Raw genomic sequence first — 16,702 nt, 5'->3', positions numbered from 1 at the left:
CGGGCCTTGAGGGGCGTGATCCGGCGGGGCTGAAGATGGTGCGATGGCGGGCTAGCGACGCCGCAATGCATCAGAAATTATAGCGAGCAGGTGAGAATGACTCTTGTTTTGCACGCCAGGAGTCGGGTTCATGACATCCATGCAGTTGCGGCGCAGGCATGCAAAAAGGCCATGGAAATCCATGGCCTTATTGTTGTGGCGCCACGCGCCACGCGCCACGCGCCGCAGGGCGGCGGGGCGTTGTGGCGGCGGTCAGGCCGACAGCTTGGGCTGGGAAGCGGTGCCGGTCAGGTAGCCGACGGCGGCGCCGAACTTGCCGCGATAGTTGGTGCTGATCAGCGGGTCCAGCGTGGACTTGACCACGTTGTGGATGCTGCCCCAGTCACCGGCGTGCTGGAAGTTGCTCATGATGTAGGTCCAGCCGTTGATCTCGTCCACGGCGTGCAGGCCCGTGGATTCGCCGCCTGCGGGAATCGACATCAGGCGCGACAGCTGCTTGGTGTCGATGTTGTAGGCCCACAGGAAGTTGTTCACGTGCTGGCCGCTGTCCTCGCCGATGAACAGGGTGCGCATCTTCTCCGAGAACTTGAGGTTGTCGGGGTTGCAGATCTTGTTCGGGTTGCCGGTGTTGCCCAGCGCGTCGGCGCTGATATCCTCGCCGGCCAGCAGGGCCTTGGTGTCCACGGGCATCCACTCGCTGTTGATGGCGGCGCCGGCCGTGTCCTTCTGGCCACCGCGCAGGTTCAGTGCCATCACGGCGCCGGCCTTGAGCTGCTTGGGGATGGACACGCCATTGCCTGCCACGTTCAGCGCATCGCCGGCCACCATGGACTTTTCGCAGTTCTGCAGGGCCGAGTAGGCCACCTTGTCCTTGGCGTTGACGGTCGTGCCTTCCATCTTGGTGAAGCCCATGCTCGCGCCCTTGAAGGCGGCGTAGCGGTGCGTTTCCAGGAAGGCGGCGGCCTTTTCCATGCCGGGGTTGATCTTGATCCACTCCACCTTGCCGTTGGCGGTGATCTTGGTGTAGCTGGCGTCGCCCGGATCGGTCTTGGCCACGGTCATGATGTCCGTGGGCTTGAGCGTGTTGGCCAGCTGCTCGATCTCGGCGCTGGTGGCCGAGCCCAGCTTGATCCAGGTCAGCGCGGCGGCGCTGCCCGATGCGGGGTCGATGGAGAAGCCTGCACCCACCTTGGCCACGTACAGCGAACCCGAGGACAGGTCCTTTTCCTTGTCGGCCACGAAGACGAAGTAGCCGCTGTTGGTGGCGTCGTCGCCCATCAGCGCCGTGCGCTGGTCGGGCATGACCTGGACCAGCTCGTGCGAGATGCGGCCCATGCAGAAATGCTTCTTGATGCTGGCCGTGCCGTCCACGTTGACCGTCACTTCGGGCATGTGGCCGTAGTGGTAGGGGTTGGCCTTGGTCTGGTCGCCATACAGGTTCTGGCTGAAGGCCTGCAACTGCGCATTGCCGGTGGCGAAGGCGTCGGGCTCGTACTCTTCGCTGGACAGATGGGTGCCCCAGGGCGACAGGCTGGCGCCGCAGGTGATCCACAGGCCATGCACCTTGGAGGTGTCCACGTTGTGGTACTTGACCAGGCTGAGCTTGCCCGTGGTCTGGTCCTGGTCCAGCGTCAGCACGGCGATGGGCGAGGGCAGCTTGCCGTACATGTCGGTCTTGCCATCCTGCGCCCAGGTCGTGTATTCGAACTGCACCACGGCGAACACGGGCTTGCCCTTGACGCCATCCACCTTGGCATTGGGCACGGTCAGCAGCGAGGTGCCGTCGGGCGCATCGGAGAAGAAGTGGCGCTCGCTGCCGGCCACGGTGCGGTCGATGATCTTGTTGTTGTTGATGTCGTAGTAGCCGCCGGCCAGGATCTTGCCGCCCTTGCCGTCCGGCACTTCGTCGCCGGTCACGAAGAAGGGCTGGTAGCCCAGGTCGAAGCTCTGCTCGCTGTTGTCGCTGTACTGCACCTTGAGCTGCGAGGCCACGGTCATCCGGGCCATGGCCTGGGGGGTGGCCAGCGTGGGCGCGGCCATGGAGGTGAAGCTGGCCGCCACATAGTTCTTCGCGGGACCGTCATCGCCACCGCCGCAGGCGGTCAGCAGGCCGGCGGCGGACACGGCGGAGCCGAGCGGCAGCAGGGGGGCGCCGGTCAGGAATTGCAGCGCCTTGCGGCGGGAGAGCATCGTGGATTGGGACATGGGGCTTCCGTTGTGGGGTTGTCTGCATCAGCCCATCGGGGGCGGGATGGGCCGGGATGCCACTGCGCACTCGCTGGCTATGCATCCGCACGGCATGCTAGGCAGGCACTGTGACAAAGCGATGGCATCCGTATGACACAACAGTGACTGCGTCATGTGGACGCCCGGGTGGCCGCTGGCACGACAGAGAAACGGCAAAGAAAAAGCCCCTCGAAAGGGGCCTGGTGATCTGGTGCCGTGCAGGCGTCAGCCGGACAGTCCGGGCGGCTGCGGCGGTTCGGTGCCGATGGCGTCGCTGCCATCGCTTTCATCGGGCGCCGCAAAGCAGTCACGGAAGGTGAAGACGATGGAGGTGAAGAACATGGCGGCCAGCAGCATGGCCGTGGCAATCATCAGGCCGTTGGCAATGCCGCCCAGCACCTGGGCCAGCACGGCCGAGATCAGTGCCATCACGATGCCGGCCACGATGAACACGCCCATCCAGCTCAGGCCGAAGACCACCAGTGCGCCGATGTTGCGCACGCACGCCACCAGGCTGAAGAACACGGCCTTGACCGGCGGCACGTTGTGCCAGTGCACCAGGCCCGGCGCATGCCAGAACAGCAGCGAAAGCGGCAGGTACAGGCCCATGCTCAGCCACATGGCGGCCTGGAAGTCGGGCGATTCGGCGATCTCGCGCGTCAGCGGTTCGCCGCCCAGGTAGACGTTGGCGAACTGGCCATCGTCCACCAGCATGGACAGGCCCATGATCAGCAAGAAGCCTGCCGCATACATGGCGCCCAGCGTGAGCATGGAATTCAGGCGCTGGCGCCCGGTGCGAAAGGCCACCAGCAGCAGGGCCGGCGTGGGCGCGCGCCCGTGCGAGGCTTCGGCCGCCGCCACCATCATGGCCAGCGATGTGGCCGGCAGCAGGCCCAGCGCGATCACGGGGCCTATCAGCGGCAGCACCGTGACCAGCGACATGGCCGCCATCGACAGAAAGAACAGTGCCGCCAGCGCCAGCGGCTGCTGGCGGAAGGTGCGGATGCCCTGCTGCACCCATTGCAGGCCGGTACGGGCGGGAACGATGAGAAGTTTCATGGGGTGAGGAAGTCGGGGCGCCTGGATGGGGCATGGCCTCTGGCATGGGCCGCGCCGCTGGCGCCCGAACGGGGACTGTACCCGAGGAAGCGCGGCCCGTGGACCGCAAAGCCCTCCGGCAGCCGCGTCGTGGCCGGCCTGGGACGTCAGTCCAGCGCCACGGGGCGGGCCAGGCGCTGGCGCAGCACGCGCTCGAAATGCGTGGGATCGTGGGGAACGAGCATGGAGGCCTCGCGTGGCAGGTGGAAATCCCACAGGCGGGAGATCCAAAAGCGCAGCGCGCCCGCGCGCAGCATGGGGTTGAATAGTTCTCGCTCGGCGGCGGTCAGGGGGCGCACGGACTGGTAGGCATCGATCATGGCCTTGGCCTTGGCGGCGTCATGGGCGCCTGTGGCGTGTTCGATGCACCAGTCGTTGAGGCACACCGCCAGGTCGAACAGCCAGCTGTCCACGCCTGCGAAGTAGAAATCGAAGAAGCCGGTCAGGCGCTCGCCATCGAACATCACGTTGTCGCGGAACAGGTCGGCGTGCACGGGGCCGCGCGGCAGCGCCGCATAGGCAGGCAGCGCGGCCACATGGTTCTGGAAGGCCAGTTCGGAGCGCAGCAGGTCGGCGGTGGGTGCGTCGATGTGCGGGATCACCGTGGGCACGGTCTCGTTCCACCAGGGCAGGCCGCGCAGATTGGGCTGCTGGCGATCGTAGTCGCGTCCGGCCAGGTGCATGCGCGCCAGCATCTCGCCCACGGCGGCGCAGTGTGCGGGCTGGGGGGTCAGCTCGCTCCTGCCGGGCAGGCGGTTGACGATGGAGGCGGGCTTGCCGCACACGCGCAGCAGGATGTCGCCGCTGCGCGTCTCGGCCTGCGGGTCGGGCACGGGAATGCCGGCCTGCGCCAGATGCTTCATCAGGTACAGGTAGAAGGGCAGTTGCTCGGCCGTCAGGCGCTCGAACAGCGTCAGCACCCACTCGCCCTGCTCGGTGGTGAGAAAGTAGTTGGTGTTCTCTATGCCGCCCTGGATGCCGCGCAGCTCCTTGAAGGAACCCAGGGACATGCGGCGCAGCAGCTCGCGCGCATCTTTGTCGGAGACTTCGGTGAAAACGGCCATGTTTGCATTGCCGGCCAGCGCGGCTCGGCGGAAATCGTTGTCGTCAGATATGGAAAGAGGGCAGCGCCGTCAGGTGCTGCCCCCTGGGATGCCGCCGGGCCCGGGGCCCGGACAGTCCGGTGAGGATCAGAACTTCTTGAGGTTCCAGACGCGCGTGCCGTTGGTGCCGTCGCCATCGCCGCGGTTGCGGGAGGAGCGGGCGCCGTCGTTGGACTGCACCTCATAGGAGGGCATGTCGCCGACCTTGGGCTGCACGGTGATGCTTCGGGTCTGGCCGCCCACGCGCAGTTCGTCAACGCGGCTGCCTTCGTCTTCCACATGGATGCGTTCCACGCGCTGGTTGCTTCGGTCGCGGGCCTCGGGCCTGGCCGTGTCCGGCGCGGTCTGCCCGGCGGTCGCCGCCGCGGGGGCGGTGGAGGCAGCCGGGGCAGGCGTGGGGTTCTGGGCCAGCACGGGGCTGGCGGCCAGGCTCAGGAGGATGAGAAGTGGAGCGGCGCGCATGGGCTCCATTGTAGGTCTTGCGGCGGGCCCTGTCCCGCCCTGTCCCCCTGCCGGCGCGTGCACAATCGGCGCATGAGCAATTCCAAGACCCTGGTGCTGATCGACGGCTCCAGCTACCTCTACCGCGCCTACCACGCCATGCCGGATCTGCGCGCCGAGCCCGGCAACCCGGAAAGCCCCGCCACGGGCGCCATCCGCGGCATGATCAACATGCTCCAGGCGATCCGCAAGGAAGTGGCGGCCGACTACGCGGTCTGCGTGTTCGACGCCAGCGGCCCCACCTTCCGCGATGCGCTCTATCCCGAATACAAGGCGCACCGCTCGCCCATGCCCGACGATCTGCGCTCGCAGATCGAGCCCATCCACGAAGTGGTCCGCCTGATGGGCTGGCCCGTGCTGGCCATCCAGGGCGTGGAGGCCGACGACGTGATCGGCACCCTGGCCAAGACGGCCGCCGCCCAGGGCGTGAACGTGGTCATCTCCAGTGGAGACAAGGACCTGTCCCAGCTGGTGGATCCCCACATCATGGTGATGGACACCATGAGCGGCAAGCGCCGCGACGTGGCCGGTGTGACGGCCGAGTTCGGCGTGCCGCCTGCGCAGATGATCGACTACCAGGCGCTGGTCGGCGATGCCGTGGACAACGTGCCCGGCGTTGCCAAGGTCGGCCCCAAGACGGCCGTCAAGTGGCTGGCCGAGCACGGCTCGCTCGACGGCCTGATCGCTGCGGCCGACGGCATCAAGGGCGTGGCCGGCCAGAACCTGCGCGATGCCATCGCCTCGGGCCAGCTGGCGCTGAGCCGCCAGCTGGTCACCATGAAGACCGACTGCGACCTGAGCGTCGAAGTGCCCACCCTGCCCGTGCTCGACGCGCTGGCGCCGCGCGAGCCCGATACCGCGCCGCTGCGCGAGTTCTATGAGCGCTACGGCTTCAAGGGGCTGGCACGCATGCTCGGCGGTGCCGCGCCCGAGCCCGATGCGCTGCAAGCCGTCAAGGCCGGCCGCAAGCCCGCGGCCAAGCCGCGTGCCGACCAGTCCACGGGCGACATGTTTGCCCAGGAGCAGGCCGAATCCGACGACGCCACCGCCGAGGCCGAGACCGCCCAGCAGCGTGCGCTGGACTACGACGTGGTGCTGACCTGGGAAGCGTTCGACCAGTGGCTGGCCAAGATCAACGCCGCCGAACTCACGGCCCTGGATACCGAAACCACCTCGCTGGACGAGATGCGTGCCGAGATCGTCGGCATCTCGCTGAGCGTGGAGCCCGGCGCCGCTGCCTACATCCCCCTGCGCCATGCCGGCCCCGACGCGCCCGAGCAACTGCCGGCCGACGAAGTGCTGCAGCGCCTCAAGCCCTGGCTGGAGGATGCGGCCCGGCCCAAGCTGGGCCAGCACGTCAAGTACGACCGCCATGTCTTCGCCAATGCCGGCATCGAGGTGCACGGCTATGTGCACGACACCATGCTGCAAAGCTATGTGCTGGAAGTGCACCGCCCGCATGGCCTGGCCAGCCTGGCGCTGCGCCACACCAACCGCACGGGCATCAGCTACGAAGACCTTTGCGGCAAGGGCGCCCACCAGATTCCCTTTGCCCAGGTGCCCGTGGACAAGGCTGCCGCCTACGCCTGCGAGGATGCGGACCAGACCCTGGACGTCCACCGCGTGCTGTGGCCGCAGCTGCAGGCGCACGACGGCCTGCGCGGCATCTACGAGCTGGAGATCGCCACCAGCGAGGCCCTGTTCCGCATAGAGCGCAACGGCGTGCTCATCGATGCCGCCACGCTGGCCAGGCAGAGCAACGATCTGGGCCAGCGCATCGTGCAGCTGGAGCAGGAGGCCTACGACATCGCGGGCCAGCCCTTCAACCTGGCCAGCCCCAAGCAGCTGGGCGAAATCTTTTTCGACAAGCTGGGCATGCCCGTGGTCAAGAAGACGGCCACCGGCGCACGCAGCACCGACGAAGAGGTGCTGGAGAAGTTGGCCGAGGACTATCCGCTGCCCGCCAAGCTGCTGGAACACCGCAGCCTGTCCAAGCTCAAGGGCACCTATACCGACAAGCTGGCCCAGCTGGCGCTGCCGCGCACGGGCCGGGTGCACACGCACTACGCCCAGGCCGTGGCCGTGACGGGGCGCCTGTCCAGCAACGACCCCAACCTGCAGAACATCCCCATCCGCACGCCCGAAGGCCGGCGCGTGCGCGAGGCCTTCATTGCCGCGCCCGGCCATGTGATCGCCAGCGCCGACTACTCGCAGATCGAGCTGCGCATCATGGCCCACCTGTCGGGCGACGAGTCGCTGCTGCGCGCCTTCCACGAAGGCCGCGACGTGCACCGTGCCACGGCATCGGAAGTCTTCAACGTGGAGCTGGAGCAGGTCAGCAGCGAGCAGCGCCGCTATGCCAAGGTCATCAACTTCGGGCTGATCTACGGCATGAGCAGCTTTGGCCTGGCCAAGAACCTGGGCATAGAGACCAAGGCTGCCGCCGCCTACATCGACCGCTATTTCCAGCGCTATCCAGGCGTCAAGCGCTACATGGACGAGACGGTGGAATTCGCGCGCGACCACGGCTACGTGGAAACCGTCTTCGGCCGCCGCCTGTACCTGGTGGACATCAACGGCGGCAGCGGCCCGCGCAAGAAGGCGGCCGAGCGCCAGGCCATCAACGCGCCCATGCAGGGCACGGCGGCCGACCTGATCAAGAAGGCCATGGTGGCGGTGCAGGCCGAGCTCGATGCCAGGCAGTCCGAGGTCCGCGTCATCATGCAGGTGCACGACGAACTGGTGTTCGAGCTGCCCGAAGGCGAGTCGGACTGGGTGCGCACCGAGATCCCGCGCCTGATGGCCGGCGTGGCCGACCTGAAGGTGCCGCTGCTCGCCGAGGTGGGCCTGGGACCCAACTGGGACAAGGCGCATTGAGCTTCACGCAGGCATCGTAGACTTGGCCGGTTCTCAACCACCACCAAGGAGAGATGCATGCGTGACGATCAGCAGCAAGACCTGAAGGCCCTGGTTCCGGGGCGCAGCAGCGAAGAGGGGCCCACGCGGCGCCTGGCATTGCAGACGGCCCTGGGCCTGGGTTATGCCGCAGCGGCCACGCCGCTGATGGCGCAGACCGCCATCTCCACGCCGGCCGACGGCCTGACGGCCGGCGAGGTGCATTTCACCGTGAACGGCTTCAAGGTGCCGGCCTACCGCGCCGCGCCCGCCGGCAAGAAGAATGTGCCCGTGGTGCTGGTGATCTCCGAGATCTTCGGCGTGCACGAATACATTGCCGACACCTGCCGCCGCCTGGCGCGTGCCGGCTACCTGACCATCGCCCCCGATCTGTATGCGCGCCAGGGCGATCCCAAGACCTATACCGAGATCGCCAAGCTCATGAGCGAGCTGGTCTCCAAGGTGCCCGACGAACAGGTCATGGCCGACCTGGACGGCGCCGTGCAATGGGCGGGCACGCAGGGCGGCGATACGGCGCGCGTGGCCATCACGGGCTTTTGCTGGGGCGGGCGCATCACCTGGCTGTATGCGGCCCATGGCCCGGTCAAGGCCGGCGTGGCCTGGTACGGCCGGCTGGAAGGCGCCAAGACCGCGCTGCAGCCACGCCATCCGCTGGAGCTGGTCTCCAGCCTCAAGGCGCCGGTGCTGGGCCTGTATGGCGGGCAGGACACGGGCATTCCGCTGGAATCCGTGGAGCGCATGCGCGAGGCGCTCAAGCAGGGCTCGGCAGCGGCCAAGGCCTCGGAGTTCGTGATCTACCCGGAGGCGCCACACGCCTTCCATGCCGACTACCGGCCCAGCTACCGCGCGCAGGCTGCGCGCGACGGTTGGCAAAAAATGCTGGCCTGGTTCAATAAGCATGGGGTGACCCCCTGAGCGGCTGCGCCGCTTCCCCCTCTCTCGCTTCGCGGGAGGGGGACGACACCCTCGGTGCGGGGCGGCGCGGCCGGCGTAGGCCCTTCCTCGGTGTCCCTGGTGTGAGGACGCGCCAGTTTTTAAGGTATTGCTGACTAGCTTTCAACTTTATTCGCGCAGGGGGGGCTTGACAGCTTCTGTAGGCTGAAACCGAGGGCGCCCGACACCGTGGCCTGCTTCCTTCATGGGATCGCAGGCCACGGCTGCGATGGGGCCGGTCTTTCTGCGAGAATTCGCGGGTTTCGCCTGCAAGGGCATACGGTTGAAGCACAAATCGCTATGACATTGGTAGCAATCATTCTGGCCACCCTGGCCGCCGGTATTGGCAGCGTCTGGGTGGCCGCGTTGTTGATGGGGCTGGGAGGCAACCGCTCGCCGGGCATGATGCCGCAGCGGCTGTTGAGCCTGGCGGCGGGCGCGCTGCTGGCCACGGCCTTCATGCACCTCTTGCCCGAAGCCTTCGAGAGCGAGGCCGGCGCGCACGACCTGTTCGTCACGCTGCTGGTGGGCCTGGTGTTCTTTTTCCTGCTGTCCAAGGCCGAGCTGTGGCACCACGGGCATGAGCACGGCGCGCCGCCGGCCCATGAGCACGATCACCACGAGCATCACGATCACCAGGGCCACGCCCATGACCATTCCCATGGCCACCATCATGGCCACCGCCACGGCGGCTGGGCGGTGCTGACCGGCGACAGCGTGCACTGCTTCGGCGATGGCGTGCTGATCGCCTCCGCCTTCATGGCCGACATGCGCCTGGGGCTGATCGCGGCGGTGTCGGTGCTGGCCCACGAGGTGCCACACCACATGGGTGACATCGTGGTGCTGCGCCAGTCCAGCTCCAACCGGCGCGTGGCCCTGATCAAGGTGTCCATGGCCGGGGCCGTGACCACGCTGGGCGGCATTGGCGGCTATTTCCTGGTCGGCCAGCTGCAGGAGCTGCTGCCGTACTTCCTGGCCGTGGCCTCCAGCAGCTTCATCTACGTGGCGCTGGCCGACCTGATTCCCCAGCTGCAAAAGCGCCTGAGCGCGCGCGAGACCGTGGCCCAGGTGGGCTGGCTGATGCTGGGCATCGTGCTGGTCACCGTGGTCAGCCGCGCGGCGCACGCGCACTGAGGGGGCGGCGTTTCAGGCTATCCCGCACCGGCCTGCACGGGCGTGCTGCCCAGCAGGTCGGCATAGTCCACGGCGTACTTGATGAAGGCCGCATGGCCGTCGATGCGCAGCTTGCGGCGCAGGTGCAGCCGGTGGGTTTCCACGGTACGCACCGAGGTGCCCATCAGCGCTGCAATCTCCTTGTTGGAGCGGCCCTCCGAGATCCACTGCAGCACGCTGGCCTCGCGCGGCGTGAGGGCGCGCCGGGGGCCGGCACCGGCGCCGTCGTCCTCGACCACGGGCTGCAGGCCGGGGCTGAAATACAGGCCGCCCGCGTAGACCCGGTCTATGGCCTCGATGAGCTGCTGCGCCGGTGCATCCTTGAGCACATAGCCGCGTGCGCCCAGTGCCACGGCGCGCCGCACGTATTCGGGGTCCTCGTGCATGGACAGCACCAGCACGCGCACCAGGGGGAACTGATCGCGGAACAGCGCGGCCAGGTCGATGCCGCTGGCGCCCGGCATGCGGATGTCGGTCACCACCAGGTCGGGCGACAGCTCGCGCGCCAGCGGCAGGGCCTGGTCCATGCTGGCGGCCTCGCCCACGACACGGATATGGTCGGTGGCCTGCAGGCGCATGGACACGCCGTCGCGCACAAGAGGGTGGTCGTCCACCAGGAGGATGCGGATCATGGGGTTCATGCAGCGGCCTGTGGGAGTTCGAATTCCGGTGAGGGAGACAGCGGCATGCCGCCGCTGCGGTAGAGCACGGCGACCAGCCGGGTGCCCCGGGCGCCCGAGCTGATGCTCAGATGGCCGCCCAGGCCCTCGATGCGCTCGCGCATGTTGCGCAGGCCGATGCCGCCCTGGCGGTCGCGCTGCACGCGGCGCATGTCGAAGCCCTGGCCGTCGTCGCTGACCTGCAGCACCACGCGGCGGCGCTGAAAGTGCAGGCTGACGTCGATGCGCGTGGCCTGCGCATGGTTTTGCGCATTCGTCACGGCCTCCTGGGCCACGCGGAACAGGGCCGTGGCGTGGCTGGGCGGCAGAAAGCGGGTCTCGCCCCGGCAGCCGAACTGCATGCGCAGGCCGTCCTCGGCCTGCATCTGCTGGCTCATCAGTGCCAGGGCCGGGGCCAGGCCCAGGTCGTCCAGCAGGGCGGGGCGCAGGCCGTGGGAGACGCGCCGTATCTCCACCAGCGCGTGGTTGAGCTGCTCCAGTCCCTGGTCCACCATGCGCTGGGCCGTGGCCGGGTCCTGTGCGGCCAGACGCCTGAGCTGGGCCTGGGCCGTCTCCAGCAGGAACTTGGACGAGACCAGCACCTGGACCACGCCGTCATGCAGGTCGCGCGCCACGCGCGTGCGTTCTTCCTCCTGCGAATGCACCACGCGCTGGGCCAGGCGCTGCAGCTTGGTGCTGGACACGCGGTGGTCGCTGAGATTGAACGCCAGCCCCGCCACGCCGATGAGCACGATGCACAGCGCCGCAATGCCGAAGATGCGCCAGCGCGTGGCCGCGATATTGGCCTGGGCGCTTTCGTCGATCTGGCGCAGCGCCTGCTCCACATCGTCCAGGTACAGGCCCGTGCCCAGCGACCAGCCCCATTCGGGGACCGTGGCCACGTAGGCGAGCTTGGCCTCGGTACGCAGCGAGGACGGCTTTTGCCACTGGTAGCGCACCAGGCCGCCGCCGCTGCGCGCGGCATCCAGGATGATCCTGGCGGGCCCTGCGCCGCCCGGGCTGTTGGGATCGCACAGGTCCACGCCCGACAGGCCCATCTGCCGCGCATCCAGCAGCACGTTGCCGTGTTCATCGTAGACAAAGAAGTAGCCGTCCTCGCCGAACTGCATGCGCGCCAGCGTATCCAGCGCCTGGCGCCGCTGCACGGATGGCTCCTCGCCGCTGGACTGGATGCGCGCCAGCGCCGTGGTCGCCAGCTGCACGTAGTGCCGCAGCTCGGTCTCCTTGCTGTGCAGGTAGGCGGTCTCGACCAGCTCTCGTTCCTGGCGGGCCAGCTCCAGTGTCTGGTGTTGCACGGTCACCGCGACCAGGCCCAGGGCCAGCGCGATGGCGGCAATCGACAGAAGCGCAAGTTTCAGCGGAAGTTGCATGGGAGCCTGTGTGGGGTGCACCGACGATCTTTTCCGCCCAGTGCACGGACCTTGTCAACAGGGCTTGCGCGCATGGCGCCGGGGCCCGGCAGCGGACCTTGAATGGCGGGCGTCGTATCTGCCAATGGCCTGTGCGCGCTGCATATCCACGCGCGCAGGAAAAGGAATTTGAATATCCCAAGGAAAATGCCATGGATAATATATTTCGCGCACGAAAGAATATCCCATTGACATAGGGAATCCGATATGCATTTTCTTGGTGCGTTGTCCCCTTTTTGGGGTCTTGAATAATGGTTTTGCCGTATTGTGGTGCGCCGTCCCTCATCTGTCTGACATGCCTGGCTACGGTTGAGCAGGTTCCGTGCCAAGCCGTTGTTTCAGAAGAGAGTTATCCTGCTGCGTAGCACTGCGCAAGCGGTCCTGCGTAGTGGTGCGTAGGGGAAAATTCATTATCGAATGCTCCAGATCCCTGCCTAGAATTTCTCCGTGAAATCACTGATTCGAATCATTTTGTGTCAATGATTCATGTCGCCTTCGATGACCCAATTAAATGGTGACGAAGTGTTTCCGGGGCGCCGTTGCAGTAATGCGCGGCACGGCAGTGGCAGTTTGTATTCTTGTTTCAGAAAGGCAATACCATGGATATTCGATCGAACCTGCGGCGCGTGGCGCTGGCATGCGGTGTGGCGGCGGCGGTAGCGACGCTGGCGGGCTGCGCCGCGCCCCACAAGCGCGAGGTGCTGTCCACCACGCAGATCTATCCGGCCATCGGCCCGTATTCGCAGATGGTGGCGCATGGCAACACGATCTACTTCTCGGGCGTGCTGCCGCTGAACGCGCAGGGCACGGCCATCCAGGGCACGACCATCGAGGAGCAGACGCGCGCCGTGCTGGACCACATCGGCGCCAAGCTCAAGTCCCAGGGACTGGGCTATGAGGATGTGCTGTCCACCTCGGTCTTCATGAAGGACCTCAACGAGTTCGCCGCCATGAACAAGGTCTATGGCGAGTACTTCAAGACCGGCGCCCCCGCTCGGGCCACGGTGGAGGTGGCGCGCCTGCCGCGCGATGTGAAGATCGAAATCTCGGCCATCGTCGGCCGCCGCTGACCGCTTGCGCAACGACAGGAGGACCGCATGAACGCACGACACCCCCAGATCGCGGCCGAGCAGGCCACATCCCTGACCGCCACTGCGGCCGCCGGCGAATCCGGCTATCCCGCGCGCTGGACTTCCAAGCGCCGCGACTTCCTGCGCATGCTGGGCTACGGCACCGGCGCAGCCACGCTGGGCCCGCTGCTGGCTGCCTGCGGCAGCGGCAATGCCCAGACCTCGGCCGCTGCGCTGCGCGAGCAGCTCATGCGTGACGAGGCCTTCTGGACCGACGTGCAGAGCATGTTCATCCTCAAGCCCGAGAAGACCTACATGAACATCGGCACGGCGGGCTCCATGCCCAAGCTGGTGCTCGATGTGTTCGATACCGAAAACCGCAAGAAGGCCGCCGACTCGGGCAACGGCTACAGCAACCTGCTGGACCTGCGCAAGCAGGTGGCGCCGGGCTTTGGCGTGGATGCCGACGAGCTGGCCTTCTCGGCCAACACCTCCTCGGGCATGTGCCACGCCATCCTGGGCATCGACTGGCAGCGTGGCGACGTGGTGGTGACCACCAACCACGAGCACGGCGGCGGCGACACGCCGCTGAAGATCGCCCAGGACCGCTACGGCATCGAGGTCTCGCGCATTGCGCTGCCCGTGGGCAACAACCAGACGGCCGCCACCTACGTGAACCTGTTCGACGAGCGCATCCGCGCGCTCAAGGCCCAGGGCAAGCGCGTGCGCGCCATGATGTGGTCCTCTCCCACCTACAAGACCGGCACCATGCTGCCCATTGCCGACCTGATGGGCGTGGTCAAGGCGCACGGCCTGATCAGCATCGTGGACGGCGCCCACCTGCCGGGCATGATGGCCTACAACTATGCGGAGCTGGGCATGGACTTCATGTCGGGCGCGGGCCACAAGTGGCAGTGCGGCCCGGGCTCCACGGGCATCCTCATCATCCGCAACAAGATCCGCGCCTCCAACCCGCTGCCCCTGCCCAAGTGGTACCCGGTGCACACCAGCGCCTACCCGGCGCTGGAGCGCACGACCACGGCCAAGGAGACCTACGACATCGCCGCCTCGGTCACTTCCTGCGGCAGCGTGCACACGCCCATGTTCATGGCGCTGGCCCAGGCCTGCGCGCAGTGGGACAGCATCGGCCGCAAGAAGATCGAGACCTATGACCTGACGCTGTCGTCCTACCTCAAGGAAAAGATCGTCGAGCGCTGGGGCGTGGACTCGCTGTACTCGCCCAAGGACGATCCCAAGCTGCTGTCGGCGCTGACCTGCTTCAACCCGTTCCAGAACAAGGACGACGTGATGAACGGGACCAAGTCCTCGACCTTCGTGGCGCGCATGCTCAGCGACTATCCGCAGGGCTTCGTGATCCGCAACTCCAACTTCCCCGTGATCGGCGCGGCGGCAGACCACTACGGCGTGCGCGTGTCCACGCACCTGTGGCATGACGCGCGGGACATCGATCTGCTGGTGGATGCGATGTGGGATCTGTCTAGAAAAATGTAGCCCCCTGAGGCGCTGCGCGCCTTCCCCCCGAGGGGGACGACACCCTCGCTGCGGGGCGGCGCGGCCGGCATAGGCCCTTGCTCGGTGTCCCTCGCGTTGGGCCATGCTTGTGTTGCGGGCGTGCTTTCTGACGCGGGGGGCTGTCTTGGGCCGGGCTCCTTGAGCCCTGCGCCTCAGCCGGGCTGTCCTTCGTCGCGGATGGCGGCGCGGACCTGGGGGAGCTGGCGGCGCGAGACCATGAGCAGTTCGGGGATGCCGTGCAGGCGCAGGGCCCAGCCTTCGCCTTCGGTGGGGTCGTCGTGGCGCTCCAGGCTGCGCAGGGCGCTGCGTGCCACGAGGGCGTTGCGGTGCACGCGCAGCAGGTGATCGGCGTGGCGGGCCTCCAGGTCGGCCAGTGCACCGTCGAGGATGTAGCTGCGGCCCACGGTGCGCACGGTCACGTATTTCTGTTCGGCCTTGAGGTAGAGCACCTCCGACAGGGGCAGGCGCACGGTGGCGCCCCGGTCCTGTATCAGCAGCACGGGGCCGCTGTCGCGTTCGGCCGTCTGGTGCGCGGCCGTGCGCGCGGCCTTGGCCAGGGCCTGCTGCAGGCGTTCGCGGCGCACGGGCTTGGTCAGGTAGTCGGCAGCATCGAGGTCGAAGGCCTCGACCGCGTGGCCGGCATGGGCGGTGACGAAGACCACGGCAGGCGGCAGCGGCAGGCGGCGCAGCATATGGGCCAGGGCCAGGCCGTCCTGGCCGGGCATGTGGATGTCCAGCAGTGCCAGCTCCACGGGGCGCGGGCCCGGCGCCTGCAGCACGGCCATGGCCTGGCGGGCGTCCGCCGCCTCGCTGACCTGGTGCGGGCCGCTGCCCGTGCATGCCTGCACGTCGGCCAGCAGGGTGCGCAGCCGCGCGCGGGCCAGGGCTTCGTCGTCAACGATCAGGATGTGCATGGTGCTTCTTCTTCGATAAAGCCTTCGTGGGTTGGCTGGCAGGCGGTGCCAGCGGCAGGCTGATGCGCACCACGAAATGCCCGTTGAGCGTGCGCGCCGTGAGGTGGGCCTGCAGGTCGTGCAGCAGCGACAGCCGGGCGCGCACATTGGCCAGCGCAATGCCGTTGCCGCGCGTGCCGGCTGCGCTGGCGGAATCGATCTCGGAAGGCAGGGTGTTGGTGATGCGCACCTCCACCAGATCGCCACGGCGCTCGGTGCGCACCTGCAGCTTGCCGCCGCGTGCGCTGGGCTCCACGCCATGGCGTATGGCGTTTTCCACCAGCGGCTGCAGCAGCAGCGGCGGCAGAAGGGCGCCGTGGGCGGCAGGGTCCAGTTGCCAGCGCACCTGCAGCCGTTCGCCAAAGCGCACCTGCTCGATGGCCAGGTAGCGCTGGGCCAGCTCGATCTCCTCGGCCAGCGTGGTCGTGCTGTGCGGCTCGGCCAGCGCATAGCGGAACAGGTCGCTGAGGTCCTCCAGCAGGGCCTCGGCCTTGGCGGGCTCGGCGCGCACCAGGGCGATGGCGCTGTTGAGCGTGTTGAACAGGAAATGCGGGCGTATGCGCGACTGCAGCTCGGCCAGCCGCGCCTGCGTGTCGGCGGGTGCGTGGCCGCGTGCGCGCAGCACCAGGGCTGCGACCAGCAGGGCTGCCAGCAGTCCGCCGGACACGGCGCTGGCCAGCCAGGGGGCGCTGGTGCCGCCGGCCAGGTGCAGCATGGCGCAGGCATACAGCCCGGCCGCCATGCCCAGCAGCACGCCGGCCGCGTACTGGCCGGAGGCGGGCAGCCGCTGCAGCGGGTGCTTGAGCAGGCAGGCGGCCACCAGCCAGACCAGCGTGCCGGGCAGGCAGGCGCCGGTCAGCAGGGCCATGCCCTGCAGCCACTGCAGGGGCGAGTCGGCGCCGAACATCGAGGCCGTTGCCACCACGGCCTGCACAAACAGCACGGCGCGCAGCACCACGCCTACGTTGCAGGCGTCAAAGACCAGCGCCGCAGGCAGGGGCGGGGGGGCAGTGGTGGGGGTCGGCTGGGTCGGCAAGGGGCGGCAGGTAGTGTTTCGGCGGGTGGGGTTCGCGCCGCATGCCCGGATTATGGTCATGCCGGGCGGGC

At 67.6% G+C, this 16,702-nt stretch carries 13 protein-coding genes; 5 read left to right on the top strand and 8 right to left on the bottom strand.

All coding sequences use genetic code 11. From position 1 onward, the window contains the following. Positions 1-252: 252 nt before the first annotated feature. The 4 genes from ACF8O7_RS11370 to ACF8O7_RS11355 all read right to left on the bottom strand — a co-directional run bounded on the left by ACF8O7_RS11370 (position 253) and on the right by ACF8O7_RS11355 (position 4,889). On the bottom strand, positions 253-2,205 hold the full coding sequence (locus ACF8O7_RS11370; protein WP_016445798.1) for a PhoX family phosphatase: 1,953 nt from the start codon (positions 2,203-2,205) through the stop codon (positions 253-255). 246 nt (positions 2,206-2,451) lie between these two features. Beyond that, a complete protein-coding gene (locus ACF8O7_RS11365) occupies positions 2,452-3,285 on the bottom strand; it encodes a BPSS1780 family membrane protein (RefSeq protein ID WP_016445799.1) in 834 nt (277 codons plus the stop codon). Between the two features lie 146 nt (positions 3,286-3,431). Continuing rightward, entirely contained in the window at positions 3,432-4,388 is a 957-nt protein-coding gene (locus tag ACF8O7_RS11360) for a homoserine kinase (RefSeq protein WP_250438426.1), read from the bottom strand. 126 nt (positions 4,389-4,514) lie between these two features. After that, on the bottom strand, positions 4,515-4,889 hold the full coding sequence (locus tag ACF8O7_RS11355; RefSeq protein WP_016451118.1) for a hypothetical protein: 375 nt from the start codon (positions 4,887-4,889) through the stop codon (positions 4,515-4,517). Between the two features lie 72 nt (positions 4,890-4,961). Between ACF8O7_RS11355 and polA the strand changes: the two genes are divergently transcribed. From polA to ACF8O7_RS11340, 3 genes are all read left to right on the top strand, one after another. Next, complete coding sequence (gene polA, locus ACF8O7_RS11350; RefSeq protein WP_392443385.1) at positions 4,962-7,805, top strand: DNA polymerase I; 2,844 nt, start codon at positions 4,962-4,964, stop codon at positions 7,803-7,805. A 57-nt stretch (positions 7,806-7,862) separates the two neighbouring features. Next, positions 7,863-8,759, top strand: coding sequence for a dienelactone hydrolase family protein (locus ACF8O7_RS11345; protein ID WP_392443383.1), 897 nt, complete (start codon positions 7,863-7,865; stop codon positions 8,757-8,759). 318 nt (positions 8,760-9,077) lie between these two features. Then, on the top strand, positions 9,078-9,911 hold the full coding sequence (locus ACF8O7_RS11340) for a ZIP family metal transporter (protein WP_016445804.1): 834 nt from the start codon (positions 9,078-9,080) through the stop codon (positions 9,909-9,911). A gap of 17 nt (positions 9,912-9,928) precedes the next feature. Here the strand turns inward: ACF8O7_RS11340 and ACF8O7_RS11335 are convergent, their stop codons facing one another. Continuing rightward, a complete protein-coding gene (locus ACF8O7_RS11335) occupies positions 9,929-10,591 on the bottom strand; it encodes a response regulator transcription factor (RefSeq protein WP_017405417.1) in 663 nt (220 codons plus the stop codon). Further along, a complete protein-coding gene (locus ACF8O7_RS11330; RefSeq protein WP_016445806.1) occupies positions 10,588-12,000 on the bottom strand; it encodes a cache domain-containing protein in 1,413 nt (470 codons plus the stop codon). The genes ACF8O7_RS11335 and ACF8O7_RS11330 overlap by 4 nt, the downstream gene beginning before the upstream one ends. 638 nt (positions 12,001-12,638) lie before the next feature. Here ACF8O7_RS11330 and ACF8O7_RS11325 point away from each other — a divergent pair. Both ACF8O7_RS11325 and ACF8O7_RS11320 read left to right on the top strand, forming a co-directional pair. After that, positions 12,639-13,109 (top strand): Rid family detoxifying hydrolase, encoded by a 471-nt coding sequence (locus tag ACF8O7_RS11325; protein ID WP_016445807.1) that lies wholly within the window; start codon positions 12,639-12,641, stop codon positions 13,107-13,109. Positions 13,110-13,136: 27 nt separating this feature from the next. After that, the gene (locus ACF8O7_RS11320; RefSeq protein ID WP_016445808.1) at positions 13,137-14,621 is read left to right on the top strand and encodes an aminotransferase class V-fold PLP-dependent enzyme; all 1,485 of its coding nucleotides are present in this window, start codon (positions 13,137-13,139) and stop codon (positions 14,619-14,621) included. A 173-nt stretch (positions 14,622-14,794) separates the two neighbouring features. Here the strand turns inward: ACF8O7_RS11320 and ACF8O7_RS11315 are convergent, their stop codons facing one another. Further along, positions 14,795-15,556 carry a LytTR family DNA-binding domain-containing protein gene (locus ACF8O7_RS11315; protein ID WP_016451123.1) on the bottom strand — a complete coding sequence of 254 codons (762 nt, stop codon included), beginning with the start codon at positions 15,554-15,556 and terminating at the stop codon, positions 14,795-14,797. Continuing rightward, positions 15,537-16,691 (bottom strand): sensor histidine kinase, encoded by a 1,155-nt coding sequence (locus ACF8O7_RS11310; protein WP_026062438.1) that lies wholly within the window; start codon positions 16,689-16,691, stop codon positions 15,537-15,539. The genes ACF8O7_RS11315 and ACF8O7_RS11310 overlap by 20 nt, the downstream gene beginning before the upstream one ends. Between the last annotated feature and the right edge of the window lie 11 nt (positions 16,692-16,702).

This window comes from Delftia sp. WSY_16, from assembly GCF_043104415.1.
Taxonomy (GTDB): Bacteria; Pseudomonadota; Gammaproteobacteria; order Burkholderiales; family Burkholderiaceae_C; genus Comamonas; species Comamonas tsuruhatensis.
The sequence above is the reverse complement of the archived record's forward strand: the minus strand, read 5'-3'. Positions and strand labels throughout refer to the sequence as shown.